This is a genomic window from Streptomyces sp. NPDC053432 (assembly GCF_055585365.1).
The window spans coordinates 136716-152608 of the sequence record NZ_JBVJKF010000015.1 but is presented as its reverse complement, the minus strand read 5'-3'; the positions used below and the strand labels follow the sequence as shown (position 1 = coordinate 152608).

The 15893-nt window shown below is 71.2% G+C and carries 15 protein-coding genes; 4 read left to right on the top strand and 11 right to left on the bottom strand.

Annotation, left to right across the window (positions count from 1 at the left end; all coding sequences use genetic code 11):
- Positions 1-4: 4 nt before the first annotated feature.
- The 4 genes from ACZ6Y1_RS24360 to ACZ6Y1_RS24345 all read right to left on the bottom strand — a co-directional run bounded on the left by ACZ6Y1_RS24360 (position 5) and on the right by ACZ6Y1_RS24345 (position 4764).
- Entirely contained in the window at positions 5-1126 is a 1122-nt protein-coding gene (locus tag ACZ6Y1_RS24360; protein WP_469633480.1) for a TIGR03364 family FAD-dependent oxidoreductase, read from the bottom strand.
- Between the two features lie 159 nt (positions 1127-1285).
- Entirely contained in the window at positions 1286-2050 is a 765-nt protein-coding gene (locus ACZ6Y1_RS24355; RefSeq protein WP_469633477.1) for a GntR family transcriptional regulator, read from the bottom strand.
- Positions 2051-2113: 63 nt separating this feature from the next.
- Positions 2114-2950, bottom strand: a complete 837-nt coding sequence (locus ACZ6Y1_RS24350; RefSeq protein WP_469633474.1) for a hypothetical protein — start codon at positions 2948-2950, stop codon at positions 2114-2116.
- A gap of 671 nt (positions 2951-3621) precedes the next feature.
- Complete coding sequence (locus ACZ6Y1_RS24345) at positions 3622-4764, bottom strand: ROK family transcriptional regulator (protein WP_469633470.1); 1143 nt, start codon at positions 4762-4764, stop codon at positions 3622-3624.
- A 55-nt stretch (positions 4765-4819) separates the two neighbouring features.
- Here ACZ6Y1_RS24345 and ACZ6Y1_RS24340 point away from each other — a divergent pair, with 55 nt between their 5' ends.
- The gene (locus ACZ6Y1_RS24340) at positions 4820-5893 is read left to right on the top strand and encodes a Gfo/Idh/MocA family oxidoreductase (protein WP_469633468.1); all 1074 of its coding nucleotides are present in this window, start codon (positions 4820-4822) and stop codon (positions 5891-5893) included.
- A gap of 67 nt (positions 5894-5960) precedes the next feature.
- Here ACZ6Y1_RS24340 and ACZ6Y1_RS24335 read toward each other — a convergent pair whose 3' ends face one another.
- The 4 genes from ACZ6Y1_RS24335 to ACZ6Y1_RS24320 all read right to left on the bottom strand — a co-directional run bounded on the left by ACZ6Y1_RS24335 (position 5961) and on the right by ACZ6Y1_RS24320 (position 8890).
- Complete coding sequence (locus ACZ6Y1_RS24335; RefSeq protein WP_469633465.1) at positions 5961-6818, bottom strand: fumarylacetoacetate hydrolase family protein; 858 nt, start codon at positions 6816-6818, stop codon at positions 5961-5963.
- A gap of 122 nt (positions 6819-6940) precedes the next feature.
- The gene (locus ACZ6Y1_RS24330; protein WP_469633462.1) at positions 6941-7669 is read right to left on the bottom strand and encodes a YidC/Oxa1 family membrane protein insertase; all 729 of its coding nucleotides are present in this window, start codon (positions 7667-7669) and stop codon (positions 6941-6943) included.
- Between the two features lie 106 nt (positions 7670-7775).
- Positions 7776-8129, bottom strand: a complete 354-nt coding sequence (locus tag ACZ6Y1_RS24325) for a DUF6412 domain-containing protein (RefSeq protein ID WP_469633459.1) — start codon at positions 8127-8129, stop codon at positions 7776-7778.
- A 56-nt stretch (positions 8130-8185) separates the two neighbouring features.
- Positions 8186-8890, bottom strand: a complete 705-nt coding sequence (locus ACZ6Y1_RS24320) for a class E sortase (RefSeq protein WP_469633588.1) — start codon at positions 8888-8890, stop codon at positions 8186-8188.
- 194 nt (positions 8891-9084) lie between these two features.
- Here ACZ6Y1_RS24320 and ACZ6Y1_RS24315 point away from each other — a divergent pair, with 194 nt between their 5' ends.
- Entirely contained in the window at positions 9085-10089 is a 1005-nt protein-coding gene (locus tag ACZ6Y1_RS24315; protein WP_469633455.1) for a tetratricopeptide repeat protein, read from the top strand.
- 52 nt (positions 10090-10141) lie between these two features.
- On the opposite strand, the gene ACZ6Y1_RS24310 is transcribed toward ACZ6Y1_RS24315, so the two are convergent.
- Complete coding sequence (locus ACZ6Y1_RS24310; protein ID WP_469633585.1) at positions 10142-11233, bottom strand: MrcB family domain-containing protein; 1092 nt, start codon at positions 11231-11233, stop codon at positions 10142-10144.
- 169 nt (positions 11234-11402) lie between these two features.
- Between ACZ6Y1_RS24310 and ACZ6Y1_RS24305 the strand changes: the two genes are divergently transcribed.
- The gene (locus ACZ6Y1_RS24305) at positions 11403-14543 is read left to right on the top strand and encodes a DEAD/DEAH box helicase (protein WP_469633452.1); all 3141 of its coding nucleotides are present in this window, start codon (positions 11403-11405) and stop codon (positions 14541-14543) included.
- A 28-nt stretch (positions 14544-14571) separates the two neighbouring features.
- Here the strand turns inward: ACZ6Y1_RS24305 and ACZ6Y1_RS24300 are convergent, their stop codons facing one another.
- Both ACZ6Y1_RS24300 and ACZ6Y1_RS24295 read right to left on the bottom strand, forming a co-directional pair.
- Positions 14572-14868, bottom strand: coding sequence for a hypothetical protein (locus ACZ6Y1_RS24300; RefSeq protein WP_469633449.1), 297 nt, complete (start codon positions 14866-14868; stop codon positions 14572-14574).
- A 44-nt stretch (positions 14869-14912) separates the two neighbouring features.
- Positions 14913-15101 carry a hypothetical protein gene (locus tag ACZ6Y1_RS24295; RefSeq protein ID WP_469633446.1) on the bottom strand — a complete coding sequence of 63 codons (189 nt, stop codon included), beginning with the start codon at positions 15099-15101 and terminating at the stop codon, positions 14913-14915.
- 228 nt (positions 15102-15329) lie between these two features.
- On the opposite strand from ACZ6Y1_RS24295, the gene ACZ6Y1_RS24290 reads away from it, so the two are divergent.
- Complete coding sequence (locus ACZ6Y1_RS24290) at positions 15330-15866, top strand: GNAT family N-acetyltransferase (protein WP_469633443.1); 537 nt, start codon at positions 15330-15332, stop codon at positions 15864-15866.
- Positions 15867-15893 lie beyond the last annotated feature (27 nt).

Sequence of the window (15893 nt, the reverse complement as noted above, 5' to 3'; positions counted from 1 at the left end):
CGACTCACCAGCCCAGTTCGTTCGCGGTGGTCTCGGCTATCGCGGGCGAGCAGGTCATGCCGCGGCCGCCGGGCCCGGTCACCAGCCAGACGCCGTCGGCCACCTGCTGGCGGTGGACGACGCGGGTGGTGTCGGTGCACTGCGCGTACACCCCCGCCCAGCGGCGCCGGATCTTCGGCAGCGGGCGGCCCAGGAAGGATTCGACGACTCCGGCGAGGTGCTCGTACGGGTCCTCGAGGGTGTCGAAGGCGAAGGGGTGCTCGTACTCGTGGGTGTCGCCGATGGTCAGCCCGCCGTCCCGGCGCTGGACCATGAGCAGCTGCATCTTGTGCGCCGCGGCGACCGGCGCCTGCGCCTGCCCGGCGTTGAGCGCGTCGAGTGCTTCGCTCCTGTACGCGGGGTAGTAGCGGAAGCTGTCGGCGTCCGCGACGGAGGTGGTCAGCGGCTCGCCGAGCGGGGCGGTCTGCATCATCTGGAGCCGGACGCGGCGCACGGGCAGCCCTGGGGCCAGTTCGCGGACCAGGCCGGACAGCCAGGCTCCGGTGGCCAGGACGACGGCGTCGCCGCGGTGGACGTCTCCGTGGTCGTCGCGGACGGCGCCCGTACCGACGACCTCGCGGACCTCGCGGCCGGGGAGGAAGGTGTAGCGGCCGGTCGCCGTCAGCGCCGCCCGCAGGTGCGGCTGCGCGGTGCGCGGCTCGACGGCCGCGTCCCGCTCGCACCACAGGGCGGCGTCGAACGCGCCGCGCAGCGCAGGGTTGATCTGCCGGGCCTCCTCGGCGGTGACGAGCTCGTAGCCGCGGGCGGCGGCATCGGGGCGGGCCAGGGCCGCCTCGGCGACGGCGTACTCGCGCTCGCCGCGGACGGGCGTGAGGGAGCCGATGGCACGGAAGCCCAGGCCGGGCACCTCCGCGCCGATGCTCTCCCAGAGCTCGCGGGCCCGCAGGGCGGTGTCGAGCTCCTCGCCCCCGGCCCGTCCGCTGACCCAGATCTGGCCGAAATTACGCAGGGACGCGCCGCGGGCCTCGGCCTCTCGCTCGATCTGGACGACCTCGTGGCCGCGTTGGACTGCTTGCCAGGCGTGCATGGTGCCGACCACGCCGCCTCCGACGACTATGACTCTCACGCCGACCAAAGTGGCCGCGGCCCGTGACGGAGGAGGATCGGAGGAGCAACGCGTCGGTGAACAGCCCCCCAAGCTTGGCCTAGACCCGTTACCTTTCAGTGACCTTCCCACCCTTGCCTGTCACCCCGTATCACCCCCTGTGCACCATTTCCCGGACGGTCATTCGGGGCGCAGGCGGGTCGTGAAGCTGAACCGGTCGCCACGGTAGAGCGAACGCACCCGTTCCAGCGGCCGGCCGGCCGTGTCCCGCGAGAGACGGTGGATGAGCAGCATCGGCAGCGCGGGCGGGGTGCCGATCAGCAGGGCTTCGCGGGGGGTGGCGAGGACGGTCTCCAGCTTCTCGTCGGCGTCGCCGAAGGAGATGCCGAGGCTGTCGCGCAGATATCCGTAGAAGGAGGAGTCGGGCCGGAAATCGCTGTCCAGCCGGGGTGCGCGGGCCACCCGGATGTACGTGCTCTCCAGGCCGACGCGCTCGTCGTCCGCGAGCAGCACGCGCTCCAGGTGCCAGACGGGCTCGCCGGCCTCGGCGCCGATGTCGGGGGTGAGCTCGGGCGGGCAGGGGAACCGCTCCAGGCCGATGAGATGGCGCCCGGGTCGCCTGCCCTGGCGCCGTACGCCCTCGGTGTAGCTCGCCAGCGACAGCGGCTGCTCCAGCTTCGGCCCGGCGACGACGGTCCCGCGGCCGGAGCGGCGCAGCCGGCCTTCCAGCAGCAGCTCGCGCAGGGCCTGCCGGACGGTTTCGCGGGACACCTCGTACCGCTCGGCGAGATCACGCTCGGTGGGCAGCAGGCCGCCCTCGCCGAGCTCGTCGAGCAGTCCGGCGATCCGTGCCTTGACGGCGTAGTACTTGGGGATGCGGCCGTGCTCGGGGATGCCGGAGCGCACCGGTGAGCCGGGGCGGTGCGGCAGGTTCTGTTCTTCCACGGTCGGACTCTATGCGGGCCGGATGTCCGGGCCGCCGTACGGGGGTTCGGGCGTGCGCCGCGTTCAGCGGGTGGAGCTCCGCAGCCGGCGGGCCCCGAGCACGAGCGCGCCGCCCGCGACGAGCGCGACGGCCGCGCCGCCCGCGCCGTACATCCCGTACGCCCGGTCGCGGTGGCCGCCGCCGGTGTGGGCGAGGGAGCCTGCGGCACCGACGTCGCCGTCCGCGTACCCGTCGGCTTCGCCGTCGCCGTCGCCGTCACCGCCGCCCTCGGCGTCCGCATCCGGGCCCTCGACGGAGAACCGGTAGCCGCCCGCCTCCCCGACCCAGTCTCCGTCGTCGCCCCTGCGCTGGACGAGCGCGGCGTCGGCGACGACCTCGCCGGTGGGGGCGTCCGGGGCGAAGGCCAGGGACACCTTGACGGTCAGGCTCCCGCCGGGACCGACGGCGAACCCCGGGAACGCGTCGCCGCCGTCGAACACCGCGATGATCTCGTCGCGGTCGGTCCGCTCCAGGCTGACCGGGAAGGGGCCGCCGGGTGCGTCGAAGTCCATGCGCAGGTGCGCGGGGCGCAGGGTGCGGGTCGTGTCCGTGAAGACGATGACGGGGTGGATGGCGGTGCACGCGGAGTTGGTGGCGTTCGTCAGGTCCAGGTACCAGCTCTGCGCCCCGCCGCCGGTCCGGTACACGGCCGGCCCGCCGCGGATCCGGGCCCCGATGGGAAACGCGGCGCTCTTCCCGTCGCCGCAGGTGGCGAGCGCACGCGAGGGCAGCGCGGGCGCGGGGCGGGCGCCACCGCCGGTGCCGATGTCCGCGGCGGCGGTGGGGGCGGTGACGGTGGCGAGCACGGCGGCACAGAGGACGGCGGTGAGGGGGGCCAGGGCGTTGCGCAGTCGCCGCATAGGAGACCCTCACTGCTCGTCGGACGGGACGTCGGTCGGACCAGCTGACAATCACCCCGGCCCAGCCCGCACCATGCCACGCCATGCCCACCCCCCACCCCAACCGCGCCCGGGCCACCCCGCTTTCCCCCCGATCGGCGGACGGGCCCCCTCCCCCAGCCACCCGGCCGGGCCCGATCCAGCCCCGCCGGCGCTTGACCCAGCCTCGCCGGTGTTTGAGGCGCGGGGTCTGGGGCGGAGCCCCCCCACCCAGCCTCGCGGGCGTTCGGGGCGCGGGTCGGGCGGCCCGATCCAGCCGCGCCGGCGTTTGAGGCCCTCACCCAGCCTCGCCGGCGTTTGAGGCGCGGGGTCTGGGGCGGAGCCCCAGGAACGGGTCCGGGCGGAGCCCGGGGAACGGTGGAAGAGGGGGTCCCCCCGGACGGAGTCTGGGGGAGGGTAGGGGACTGCTCCGCGCAGCGGCACCCCGGTCCGGGCCGCGCCTAACGGCCGCCGGACCCGGCCGCGCGCCGGGGCACCTCCTCGGGCGTCGAACCTCCAGAGGCCCCGCCAAGTGCGGCGTGGTTCGTTCGACGCCCTGCGGGGGCACCCCGCCACACACCCGACCCCGGCGGCGCGGGGGTGACAACGGGCCGGCCCGCCGGGCGAGCACGTACCGACGGCGGAGCCGCACGTCACCCCGCCCGCCCGAAGAACGGCGCCAGCACCAACTCCGCCGCCCCCTCCGCGACCCCCACCACCGCCACCCCCACCACCGGCGGCGAAGGGTTCAGCGAGCGCGCGCCAAGCACCCCGCGGACCCCGGCCACGAACACCTCCGGGGCCGCCTCGACCACCCGCCCGCCCAACAGCACCCGGTCCACATCCAGCAGCGCGACCAGGTTCGCCGCCCCCTCCCCCAGGATCCGCGCCGCCTCCACCAGGTCCCCGCGGGCCACCGCGTCCAGGCACAGCACCTCCGCACATCCGCGCCCCCCGCACCGGCACGGCGGGCCGTCCAGCCGGAGCACCTGGTGTCCGAACTCTCCGGCCGCCGACCGGCCCCCGCGATGGACCCCGCCGCCCAGCCACAGCCCCGCACCGAGCCCGCTGCCGACGTGCAGGTACGCGATCCCGCCGCCCGCCGCGCCACCGCCACCCGCCCCGCCGCCCGCCGCGCCACCGCCGCCCGCCCCGGCCGGCCCGCCCGGCACGGCCCCGGCGACCCCCGCGTTGGTGTCCTTGTCGACCCGCACCGGCACCCCCGGCCCCAGCCGCCGCTCCAGTACCTCCCGCAGCGGGAATCCCTCCCATTCGGGGAACCCCGTCACCCGCCCCATCACCCCGCCCGCGGAATCCAGCGGCCCCGGCGCGGCCACTCCCACACCCAGCAGCGCCGGCCCCGCCGGCCCCCGCACCTGCGCGTGGGCCCGTACGACCTCCTCGACCACCGCGTCCGGCCCGGCCCCGAAGTCCAGCGGGCCGTGGCTCTCGGCGAGGAGGCCGCCCGCGAGGTCCACGCGCACCGCCCGCAGCTCGTCCCGGTCGATCTGCACGCCGACCGCGCACCGCGCCTCCGGCACCAGCCGGAGCAGGGTCCGCGGTTTGCCGCCGGTGGACGCGGCGCGGCCCGCCTCCGCGACCAGCCCGTCCGCCGCCAGCCGCGCCGTGATCTTGCTGACGGCCTGCGGGGTGAGCCCCGTACGCGCGGCGAGCTCGGCCCGGTCCAGCCCCTCCCGGCCGGCGCCGCGCAGCAGGTCCAGCAGCAGCGCCTCGTTGTGCCCGCGCACCCCCGGCAGGTTGACCCCGCCGCGCCCGTCCCCGTTGCCCCTGTTCACCCGGCCATTCTCCACCCTCCTTGCACTTCGGCAACACTGTTGCCAAAGTGGTCCCATGAGCACCGCACCCCTCCGCGTCGGCGTCATCGGCTACGGACTCGCCGGTTCCGTCTTCCACGCCCCCCTCGTGGCCGCCACCGACGGGCTCGTCCTCGACACGGTCGTCACCTCCGATCCGGCCCGTCAGGCCCAGGCCCGCGCCGAGTTCCCCGAGGTCCGCATCGCCGCTACCGCCGAGGACCTGTTCGACGCGGGGCCGGATCTCGACCTCATCGTCATCGCCTCCCCCAACAAGACCCACGTCCCGCTGGCCACCGCCGCCCTCACCGCCGGTGTTCCCGTCGTCGTGGACAAGCCGCTCGCCGCCACCGCCTCCGAGGCACGCGAACTCGCCGCCCTCGCGGACCGCAGCGGAACGTTTCTCTCCGTCTTCCAGAACCGCCGCTGGGACAACGACTTCCTCACCCTGCGCCGCCTCCTGGCCGGCGGCGAGCTCGGCGAGATCCAGCGCTTCGAGTCCCGTTTCGAGCGCTGGCGCCCGCAGCTCAAGGGCGGCTGGCGGGAGTCCGGCGCGCCGGAGGAGATCGGCGGCCTGCTGTACGACCTCGGCAGCCACGTCGTCGACCAGGCCCTGGTGCTCTTCGGTCCGGCCGTACGGGTCTACGCGGAGACCGACGTGCGCCGCCCGGGCGCCGAGGCCGACGACGACACCTTCATCGCCCTCACCCACGCGAACGGCATCCGCTCCCACCTCTACGTCAGCGCGACCACCGCCCAGCTGGGACCGCGCTTCCGCGTCCTCGGCTCGCAGGCCGGCTACGTCAAGTACGGCCTCGACCCCCAGGAGGGCGCCCTGCGCGAGGGCCTGCGTCCGACGCCCGGCGCCCCGTGGGGCGAGGAGCCCGAGCACCTCTGGGGACTGGTGGGCTCCGGCGAGTCCCCCCTGACCGGCGGCGGCATCCCGGTGCGCACAGAGCCCGGCGACTACCCGGCGTACTACGCGGCCGTGGCCGCCGCCCTGCGCGAGGGCGGCCCCGCACCGGTCACGGCGTGGGAGGCGGCGCACTGCCTCGACGTGCTGGAGGCGGCGCGCAGGTCCTCCCGCGAGGGCGTGACCGTCGAGCTGTAGCCCCCTGCCGGGGTACGCGAAAAGGGGCGGGCCGCCAACGGCGGCCCGCCCCTGTCCGTGCTGAGTACTACGCTCCCTTGAACTCCTGGCGCTGACGGCCGAGGCCCTCGATCTCCAGCTCCACGACGTCACCGGCCCGCAGGTACGGCTTCGGCTCCGGCTGGCCCATGGCCACACCGCCCGGCGTGCCGGTGACGATGACGTCGCCCGGGTACAGGGTCATGAACTGGCTCAGGTACCGGACGACCTCGCCGACCGGGAAGATCTGGTCGGAGGTGTTGCCGTCCTGCTTGAGCTCGCCGTTGACCCACAGCCTCACGCCGAGCACCTGCGGGTCCGGGATCTCGTCGGCCGTGACCAGCCACGGGCCGAGCGGGGTGAAGGTCTCGCAGTTCTTGCCCTTGTCCCAGGTGCCGCCGCGCTCGATCTGGAACTCGCGCTCCGAGACGTCGTTGACCAGCACGTAGCCGCCGACGTGCGCGAGGCCCTCCTCGGCGGAGGACAGGTAGCGGGCGGTGCCGCCGATGACGACGCCCAGCTCCGCTTCCCAGTCGGTCTTCACGCTGCCGCGCGGGATGAGCACGGTGTCGTCGGGGCCGACGACGGTGTCCGCGGCCTTCAGGAAGAGGATCGGCTCGGCCGGCGGCTCCGCGCCGATCTCCGCCGCGTGCCCGAAGTAGTTCAGCCCGATGCCCACGACCTTGCCGATGCGCCCGACGGCGGCGCCGATCCGCAGGCCCTCGGCGTCCAGCACCGGAAGCTCCCCGGAGGCCGCCGCGTCCCGTACGCGGGACAGCACGGAGTCGTCGGCGAGCAGGGCGCCGTCCACATCCGTGATCAGGCCGGACAGGTCACGCAGGGTCCCGTCCTGGTCGAGCAGCGCGGGGCGCTCCGACCCGACGGGTCCGACACGCAGCAGCTTCATGGGCATTCTCCCGTGGTCGTGGGTGGTCGGCCCATGGGCGTGCCACGGGCCGGCCGATGGGTTGCGGCCATCGGAGGATTGGCTGATCCTCCAAGAAACCCACCCAATCCGCAAGACCCTGTTCACAGACTGGAACGCACCGCTCCGGGAGCCCCTCCCGGCATCCCTCCCGGCATCCCTCCGGGTGCCCCTCCGCGGGACTGCAGCCAGGCCCGCTCCGCCAGCGACCACGCCGTGGTGGTCAGCAGGTACAGCCCGGCGGCGAGCGGCACCACGGCAGCCGTGACCAGCGTCCCGAACGACAGCAGGGGCAGTACGCCGCCCAGCCGGCGCATCGCCGCCTGCTGCTCGGCCGTGAGCGCGGGCGCCGCCCCGGCACCCCCGGCACCTCCGGTACCCCCGGCGCCCCCGGCACCCTTCCCGGACGCGGGCGGCACGGGTGCGGGCGCGGCCGCGGCGGCCCGCCTCCCCCGCACCGCGCTCCAGGCCGCCACCCCGCCGATCGCGGCGAACAGCCCGAGGAACACCAGCCCCGGCGCCCCGACGAGCCCGCCGTCCCCGAGCGCATCGGCCCACCGGTCCCCGAGCGGCACGCCGAACAGCCGGTGCCCCAGCAGCTCCTCACCCGACGAGAACGCCCGGTACATCAGGAAGAACACCGGCAGCTGCAGCAGCAGCGGCAGACAACCCGCCACCGGGGTCGCACCCCGGGAGGCGGCCCGGCTCAAGGGGTGCAGCGCGAGCCGCACGAGCACGGTGAACAGCACGATCGCCGCAGCGGTCGCGGACTCGGCCAGCACCGGCTCGAGAAGCCGGCCCAGCGCAACAACAACATCGACAAAAACGGACACGCGGGCCCTCCGAGGGGTCTCGTCGAACGTCGAAAGCAATGCATTCCGGCGTGACGACCCACGAGGGGCGACAACAGAACCCAGTCAGCGGAAGAGGATGGCGCCCCTACGCGGCCGTCAGGACGAGACGGCCCGGCGCCCTGGGCCGCGACCGGCCCGACGCATCCGGGTCGCGCTGCGGCAGGAACGCCGTGCGCTGCTCACGGTCACGGATCTTCGTCCGTATTCGATGCGGCGCCACGGGCCGCACGAGCCGCGCGACGGCAGCCAGCGCCTGTGCGCCCACGGCCACGGTCACGGCGAGGGCGACCACCACACCCGCCAGCCCGCTGTCCCCGGTGAAGAGCCCGAGCACTCCCCCGAGCAGCACCAGCGGAAGGAGCAGGCCCAGTACCCGCGAAGTCCGGGAGAACAGGAGGAAGGAGAGCGAGCGCGCACCCTCGCGTCGTCGCCGAGCCACCCTCACCACCCCCTCCGACCGAACACCCGCACAAGGTCCAGCACTGTTGATCGATACTAACGGCCCCCACCGACAACCAGGGTTCCCCACACCACGAGCCGGTACTTGGAGGTGTACTCGGGCGTGCACGTGGTGAGGGTGATGTACGCGCCGGGCTCGCTGTACCCGTACCCCGGCTTCACGATGCTCCGCGGCACCGGCGCGATCACCCCGGTGTCCCGCTCGGTCGTCTCCGCCAGCACCTGCCCCACCACGTACGTGTACCTCCGCCCCCGCACGTCGACGATCAGCTCGTCGCCCGCCCGCAGCCGGTTGATGTACCGGAAGGGCTCACCGTGCGTGTTGCGGTGCCCGGCCAGCGCGAAGTTCCCCTGCGCCCCGGGCTGCGCGCTGCCGGAGTACTGCCCGACGTACCCCTTGTCGAGCACGGCCCGCTTGTCGACCCCCTGCGCGACGGGCACGGAGAGCCCGAGCCGCGGAACGCGCAGCACGGCGTACGCCCGGTCCCGGGCCGCACCGACCGCGGCCCCCTCACGGGAACCGGAAGCGGAAGAAGAAGGACCGGGCGTGGAAGCCCCACGCCCACCCTGACCACCCGCATCAGACGGATCAAACGAATCAGACTCAGACACGGAGGACGTGGACGACCCAGGAAAGGGCTCGCCCACGGACGGGGTGTCCCCCCACGTCCCCTCCAACGCCCGGACCTGCTCGCGCGCGTCGGCCACGGCCTGCCGGTTGGTCCACCACACCTGGTGCACCACCAGCAACGCCACCAGCACCCCCACCGTCGTGATCGCCTCGGCCCCCACCCACAGGACCCGCGCGAGCCCGGCCCGGCCCACCCGCCGGCCGCCTCCCTGAACCACCACGGGCACACGATCCACACGATCTCGCACGGGCGGCACCTTAAGTCTTCCCCCGCCAACTGACCAGCGGCAGTACGGTGTCAACCATGCGCCCTGACACGCCTGCCGAGCACATCGCCGAAGCCGAGCGCCTCATCCGCACGGCGACCCGCTACCCCGAGGACCAGGAGCCCCTTCTCCTCCAGGCCGCGGCCCACCTGGAACTGGGCGACGCCCGGGACCGCGCCAGCGCGCTGTACGACCAACTCCTCGCCACCTCGCCGGCCGACCCCCACCTGATCAAGGCCCTGCAGGCCGCGAACCTCTGGGAGTACGGCCACGAGCCGGAGGCCCGCGCCCTCATCACCGGTATCCGCGCGGCGGCCCCCAAGGACCCGGCCCCCTGGGAGATCATCGCCGAATCCCTGGAGGCCCACGACGAGTTGCAGGCCGCGCACGACTGCTTCACCGAGGCGGCGACCCTCCTCATCACCGAGGACGAGCCCCTCACCCCCGCCACCACGGCCCTCCTGACGGGCCGCCACCGGGTCCGGCGCCTCCTCGGACTCCCGCACGACGACTGGGACATGGTCGCCGACACCCGCCACATCGGCCCGATCCCCCTCGACGAACTCCACGACCCGAAGCGCATCTGGGCCCTGGGCTCCGACGACCCGGCCGAACTCCGCGCCGAGATCGCCCGCCTCCGCGCCGAACTGGGCGACCGCCGAGCCGCCCTCTCCCGCCCCTTCCCGGTGGCGATCCTGCACTGGCCGGCCCGAGAACTGGCGGAGCTCCTCACCTCGTACCCGACCCTGTCGGCCGAGTACCCGTCGCACGAGGCCCACCTGCGCGACATCGAGTCCTCCCTCCGCGCCCTGGCCGCCTCGGGCACCACGAACCTCGGCATCGTGACGGCGAGCGTCCCGTCGTACGAGGCCTTCGCGGCGTCGGAGAAAACCTCCCCGGCCTCCCCGTCCCTCCTGGCCGAATACGCCACCACCCTGGCGGCCCGAGGCAAGGCCACCCCCTGGCCCCCCACCCCGAACGCCCCCTGCTGGTGCACCTCGGGCAAGCCGTACGCGGAGTGCCACGCCGGCGAGTCGGGCTGAGGGCTCGGCGGCCGGGAGCAGGGGGCGGGGGACCCACGCGATTGCCTCGCCCTCAGTCGACCATTCCCCACGCAGCGGCAGTGGGGGACCCAGCCCATCCGTCACCGGCGCGCCAGATGGACGCGATCCCTTGCGCTTCGAGGTAGGGGGCGTACGCCAGGATGTCTTCGGTGAACAGTGCCAGGAGGTGAGGGGCTGGTCGCTGCAGCTCCCGGTACCAGAAGTAGCTGTATTCGAGCAGCTGCCCCACGGCTCCACGTACGGCTGCCGTGGGGTTCCCCTGAGCAACCACCTTGACCTCCACCAGCCATTCGGGGCTTCCTTCGCCGTCAGCGCCTTGCTGGTGCAGCAATAGGTCCTTGGGGTGAACTCCTAGGTTCGTGGGCCTGTAGCCCCGCGTCTGGATGTAGGCGCCGAAAGCCTCTATGAGGGCCTCGTGGTGCTGGTTCTTCCGTTGCTGCTTGGCGGCGATGTTCGCGACGTAGCCACGGCTACTCCTCGGCCTGAAGCCGGCCAGAGGATCGACGAGCGAAGGATCTGCGCCTCGCATCTCCTCGTCAGTTGCGGAGCGGAGGGACCGATGCGCCGCGTCAGCTCGCTGGAGCAGGCTGGCCGCGACGTGCAGGTCACGCGTGAGTACGTCTTCTGGTGGCATCTCACTGATCTCGTAGCGCCGTGCCACCACGCTGGCCACTTCGTACGATTCAGGACGTGAACCGCGCCCGCCGCCGAAGGAAGGACGGTGGTCCCAGTCAGTCGCGATTCCAGGGGGCAGCGCCGAGTACAACCGGGCCGCCTGCCGTTCCAGGTGGGTGAGGAAAGGTTTCCTCTCCTTGATCGCTTTCTCCAGGTCACTCACGCCCTGTTGCAGGGTGAGGGTCACCGAGGAGAGGTCCGTGCTGAAGATGTAGGCGAGGTAGAGGCCGCGCTGCGGCTTGAGGTTGATTTCGGGATCGAATATTCCGATCCATGGAGCACTAGCAGCTCCGCCGACACCTCCGTGGCCGCTCACCACCCACCCTTCCGGCAGCGGCAAGCCTTCACGGACAGCAACGCTCCGGAGCAGGTCCTGGCCCGGCACGCCTCGTCCGCATCCGGCTTCCCGGTCATACTTCTGCGCCACTTCGATGAGCAATTCCCTCATGGTCACATCGCGAAGCTAGGCAGACCCGAACACATTCGCCCAGAAGTCAATCAAAATCGGACCAGACTTGGCCGGAAATGAACGATTGCCTCTCTGGCCCCACACGCCTCCGTCAGTCGCCCTTGATACAACTACCGCAGCAGTGATCAAGGAGACGAGGAGTCCGCCGGTGTCCGAAGAACTGACCCCCAACGCGACACCGGTTGCCGGCTTGTACGAGACCTTGATCACCAGCCGCCTCGAACGGCGCCTCGAAGAGCTCCGCGACGCTGGGTGGCACTCCACTGAGGGAGTGGTACGAGACGGATCCACCCCGCACGTCCTGACGCGCCACATCGCACGGACGGTCCGACGCCTCCTTCAGGAGCTCACTCCTGCAGAACAACTCATCGCCGCCAACCACATCTTGTCCTCACTGACGACCATCGAGGGCGCGCCCCAGGCGGTCGATCTCATCGCCGCCGGGCCGCGCGAGTTGCTGGCCATTGCAGAAGAAGAGACGCCGGACGTCTACAGCGTCCGCCCGTCGACCCCGCTCACCGAGACCTCGCTGATAACCAACTCACCCGAGGACCCGAGTCTCGGGTCTGAACTCCGCGCGGAGCTAGCCACTGCGGACCGTATCGATCTGCTCTGCGCCTTCGTGAAATGGCATGGCCTGCGGGTACTCGAGAAGTCGCTGAAGGCTGCCCGTGATCGAGGCGTGCCGATACGCGTCATTACGACGACCTACATCGGAGCCACTGAGCGTCGAGCTCTCGACCGGCTCGTGCGTGACTTCAACGCCCAGGTGAAGGTCAACTACGAACTCCGCTCCACGCGGCTCCATGCGAAGGCATGGCTGTTCCGTCGAAACAGTGGCTACGACACCGCCTACGTCGGTAGTTCCAACCTCTCGAAGGCCGCACTTGTCGACGGGCTCGAGTGGAACGTCCGCTTGTCGTCCACTGCCACGCCGGCGGTCCTGGACAAATTCGAGGCCACCTTCGACTCGTACTGGAACGAAGCCGCCTTCGAGAGCTACGACCCGGACCGGGACGGCGAACGCCTCGAGGACGCACTCAGCCAGGCCAGCCACGGCACGAGCACTGCTACCGACCGAAGGATCACCCTCTCCGGTTTGGACGTGCGCCCCTACCCCCACCAGCGGGACATGCTCGAACGGCTGGAAGTCGAGCGCGAGGTACACGACCGGCACCGAAACCTGCTCGTGGCGGCGACCGGAACGGGCAAAACTGTGATGGCCGCCCTCGATTACAAGCATCTGGTGCAGAAGCACGGAAGAAGCCTGCGCCTCCTCTTCGTCGCCCACCGCCAGGAGATCTTGCGCCAGTCCCTCCGCACCTATCAGGATGTTCTGGTCGACGCGAACTTCGGCCAAGAATTTCACAGCGGAATCATTCCCCGCGAATGGGACCACGTCTTCGCTAGCGTTCAGTCACTCAGCTCCCGAGGACTGGACCAGTTCCCCCCGGACCATTTCGATGTGATCGTCATCGACGAGTTCCATCACGGAACTTCCGACACCTATCGCAGACTCATCGACCACTTCAAGCCCATGGAACTCCTGGCCCTGACGGCCACGCCGGAGCGCACGGACGGCTATAAAATCCAAGACGAGTTCTTCGGTGGCCGCATCGCTGCGGAGATGCGGCTCTGGGAGGCTCTCGAAAACGACCTGCTCAGCCCGTTCCATTATTTCGGCATCACCGACACCACAGATCTGACCGCGGTCGCATGGAAGCGCGGGGCCTACGACAGGGACGCACTGGGCTCCCTGTTCACCGGCAACGACGCTCGCGCACGGCTGGTCGTCAAGGCGGTCCGTGACAAGGTGACGGACCCCGGGTCCATGCGTGCGCTCGGGTTCTGCGTCACGGTCGCACATGCACAATTCATGGCCCACTTCTTCCAGCGAGCTGGACTCAACGCAACCTGGCTGGCTGGCGAGTCACGCCAAGAAGAACGCAAATCCGCCCTCAACCGGCTTCGATCAGGCGAACTTCAAGTGATCTTCTCCGTCGACCTGTTCAACGAGGGATTGGACATCCCCGACGTGGACACCCTCCTTCTCCTGCGACCCACGTCAAGCGCGACCGTCTTTCTCCAGCAGCTTGGGCGCGGGCTGCGACGCACCGAAGGAAAAGCCGTGCTGACCGTCCTGGACTTCATCGGACAGCACCGCAAGGAGTTCCGATTCGAGGTGCCGTTCCGCGCATTGACCAATCTGACGCGCAACCGACTACTCGCCAACATCGAGCAGGACTTCCCTCGACTGCCGTCCGGGTGCGAGATCATTCTCGAACCCAAGGCCAAAGAACTCATCATCGAGAACATTCGCACTCAAATCGGCATCAACGTGACGCAACTGGCCCGAGAGGTCGCCTCGTACGCACAGCCGCTCCTCTCGGAATACCTCACCGAAAGCGGACGTGAGATCAAGGAGATCTACCGCGGCAACGGCAACTCGTGGACGGGCCTGCTCCGCCGCGCCAAGCTGATCGACTCGCCTGCCCCCGCAGGTGAGGAGACCCTCCTGAAGCGGGTGTCCGCCTTCCTGCACGTCGACGACCCGGTCCGCGCAGCTGCGTACACGGCACTCCTGGAAGACGACGCCCCTGCGTACGACGAGATCGATGAGCAGCATCAGGCGTACGCCCGAATGCTCTATTTCTCCTTGTGGCCACTCGGCGGCTTCACCAGTTACCAGGAAGGCTTCGACAGCCTCCGACCCCAGCGGGCCTTCCGAAACGAGCTCCGCCAGGTCCTTGCCCACGTACTCGCGGATGTGGATCACGTTCCCGTGCCCATGCTCGGGGACCACGCCGGCCTCCCGCTCACGATCCACGCCTCGTACAGCCGCGAGGAAATCCTCCCTGCCCTGGGGCAATCGAGCGTCGGCGGCTTCATGCCCGGCCACTTCCGCGAGGGAGTGAAGTGGTGCGAGAACATCCAGACGGACGCCCTGTTGATCACGCTCGAGAAGGACGAGAAGGACTTCTCACCGCTGACTCGCTACAAGGACTACGCGATGAGCGAGTACCAGTTCCACTGGGAGTCCCAGAACCAGACGTCCGAGACCTCGCCCACAGGAGTCCGGTACCAGACTCACGTGGAGCGGGGTTCCCACGTCCTGCTGTTCGTCCGCCGGTACAAGAGGACGGACATCTCAGGCCCACAGCCCTGGATGCTCCTCGGCCCCGCCGAGTACGTCGAGCACAAGGGCAGCAACCCCATGGGGATCGTCTGGAAACTCCACCACGAGATCCCTGCGGACGTCTGGACGTACTCGGCTATCGCCGCGGGCTAACCGTCCTGCCCGGTTCTACCCCCGCGATTCAACGGTCCGCCGCGGCGTACGTTGCCGCGGCCATTGCTGCCGCCGCCGTGAAGACCGCCGGCCAGGCGCCGATCTTCTTCGCCAGGGGGTGGGAGCCCGCGAAGGCCGCCACGTAGGCCGTGCCCAGGAGGGCCGTCGTGGTCGGGGAGGTGCGGCGGTGCCACTCGCGGGCCGCGGCGGTGCCCGCGGCCGCGAGGACCACGCCGCCCAGGGGGCGCTTGCCGGTCCAGCGGGCGGTGGCGTAGCCGCCGAGAAGGCCGCCTGCGGCCAGGGCGGCGGTGGGGATCCGGGCCATGTTCGTGCCTCCGGTCGTTCGTACGGGTTTGCGATGGGTCGAGGCTAGCGCGAGCGTCTGGTGAGGCGGGCGCCCGCCAGGCCCAGGGTGATGACGGCGCCGCCGAGGACGCCGTCGGGGAGGGCGTGGCGGACGGAGGGCGGGAGCGCCGCCAGGACCCCCAGGATGATGAAGAAGGACACCGCGCAGCCCGCCAGTCCGACCAGCGCTTTGTTCAAGAAGGTGTTGGGCATGCCGCCGGCTCCGGTCCGTGCTCATCGGTGAGGGTGCTTCGCGACCGTTCAACGGCGCGGCGCGGTACGGCGATGCGGGTGGGGCCCGAGGACGCACGGAAGTCGGATTTGTCGCACACCCTCCGGATCTGCGGACCCGGCGTTTTCGGAACCTCCCCGGCGTACATTCGCTCTTGGAGACGGGCGATATGACCAGAGCCACCCCATCCGGCCCAAGGAGCTGCAAACGTGATCTGTTACGGATCGGCCGTCCTCGATCTCACCGACGAACTGGCCGACGCCTACGGCGAGGTCTTCTCCGCTCCGCCTTGGAACGAGGACGAAGAAACCATTCGCCAGTTCGCGGGGCGGCTGCAGGCCGACAGCCGTCGCGCCGGCTTCCGGGCCGCCTTCGTGCAGTCCGCCGCGGGCATCGACGGATTCGCCACCGCCTGGCTGACGCCCAAGGCCTTCCCCACGGACCGCGGCTACGGCCGGGTGGCCGCACAGCTCGGCCACCGGCGCGTGCAAGAGCTCCTGGTCGGGGCGCTGGAGATCGACGAGCTCGCCGTACGGCCCCACGCGCGCGGCAACGGCACCGGGCGAGCCCTCCTCGCCGAGATCACCGCCGATGCCCCCGAATCCCGCGCGTGGCTGCTGACCGCCCGCGCGGCCACCGACACCGTGGCCACCTACCGGCGCCTCGGCTGGCACGAGGTCACGCCGTTGGAGGGGACCGGGAACGCCGTCGTCGTCTTCCTCGCCCCGGACCACCCCTCGGCCTGAGTGTCGCGCCTCCCCGGCCGGGCATAC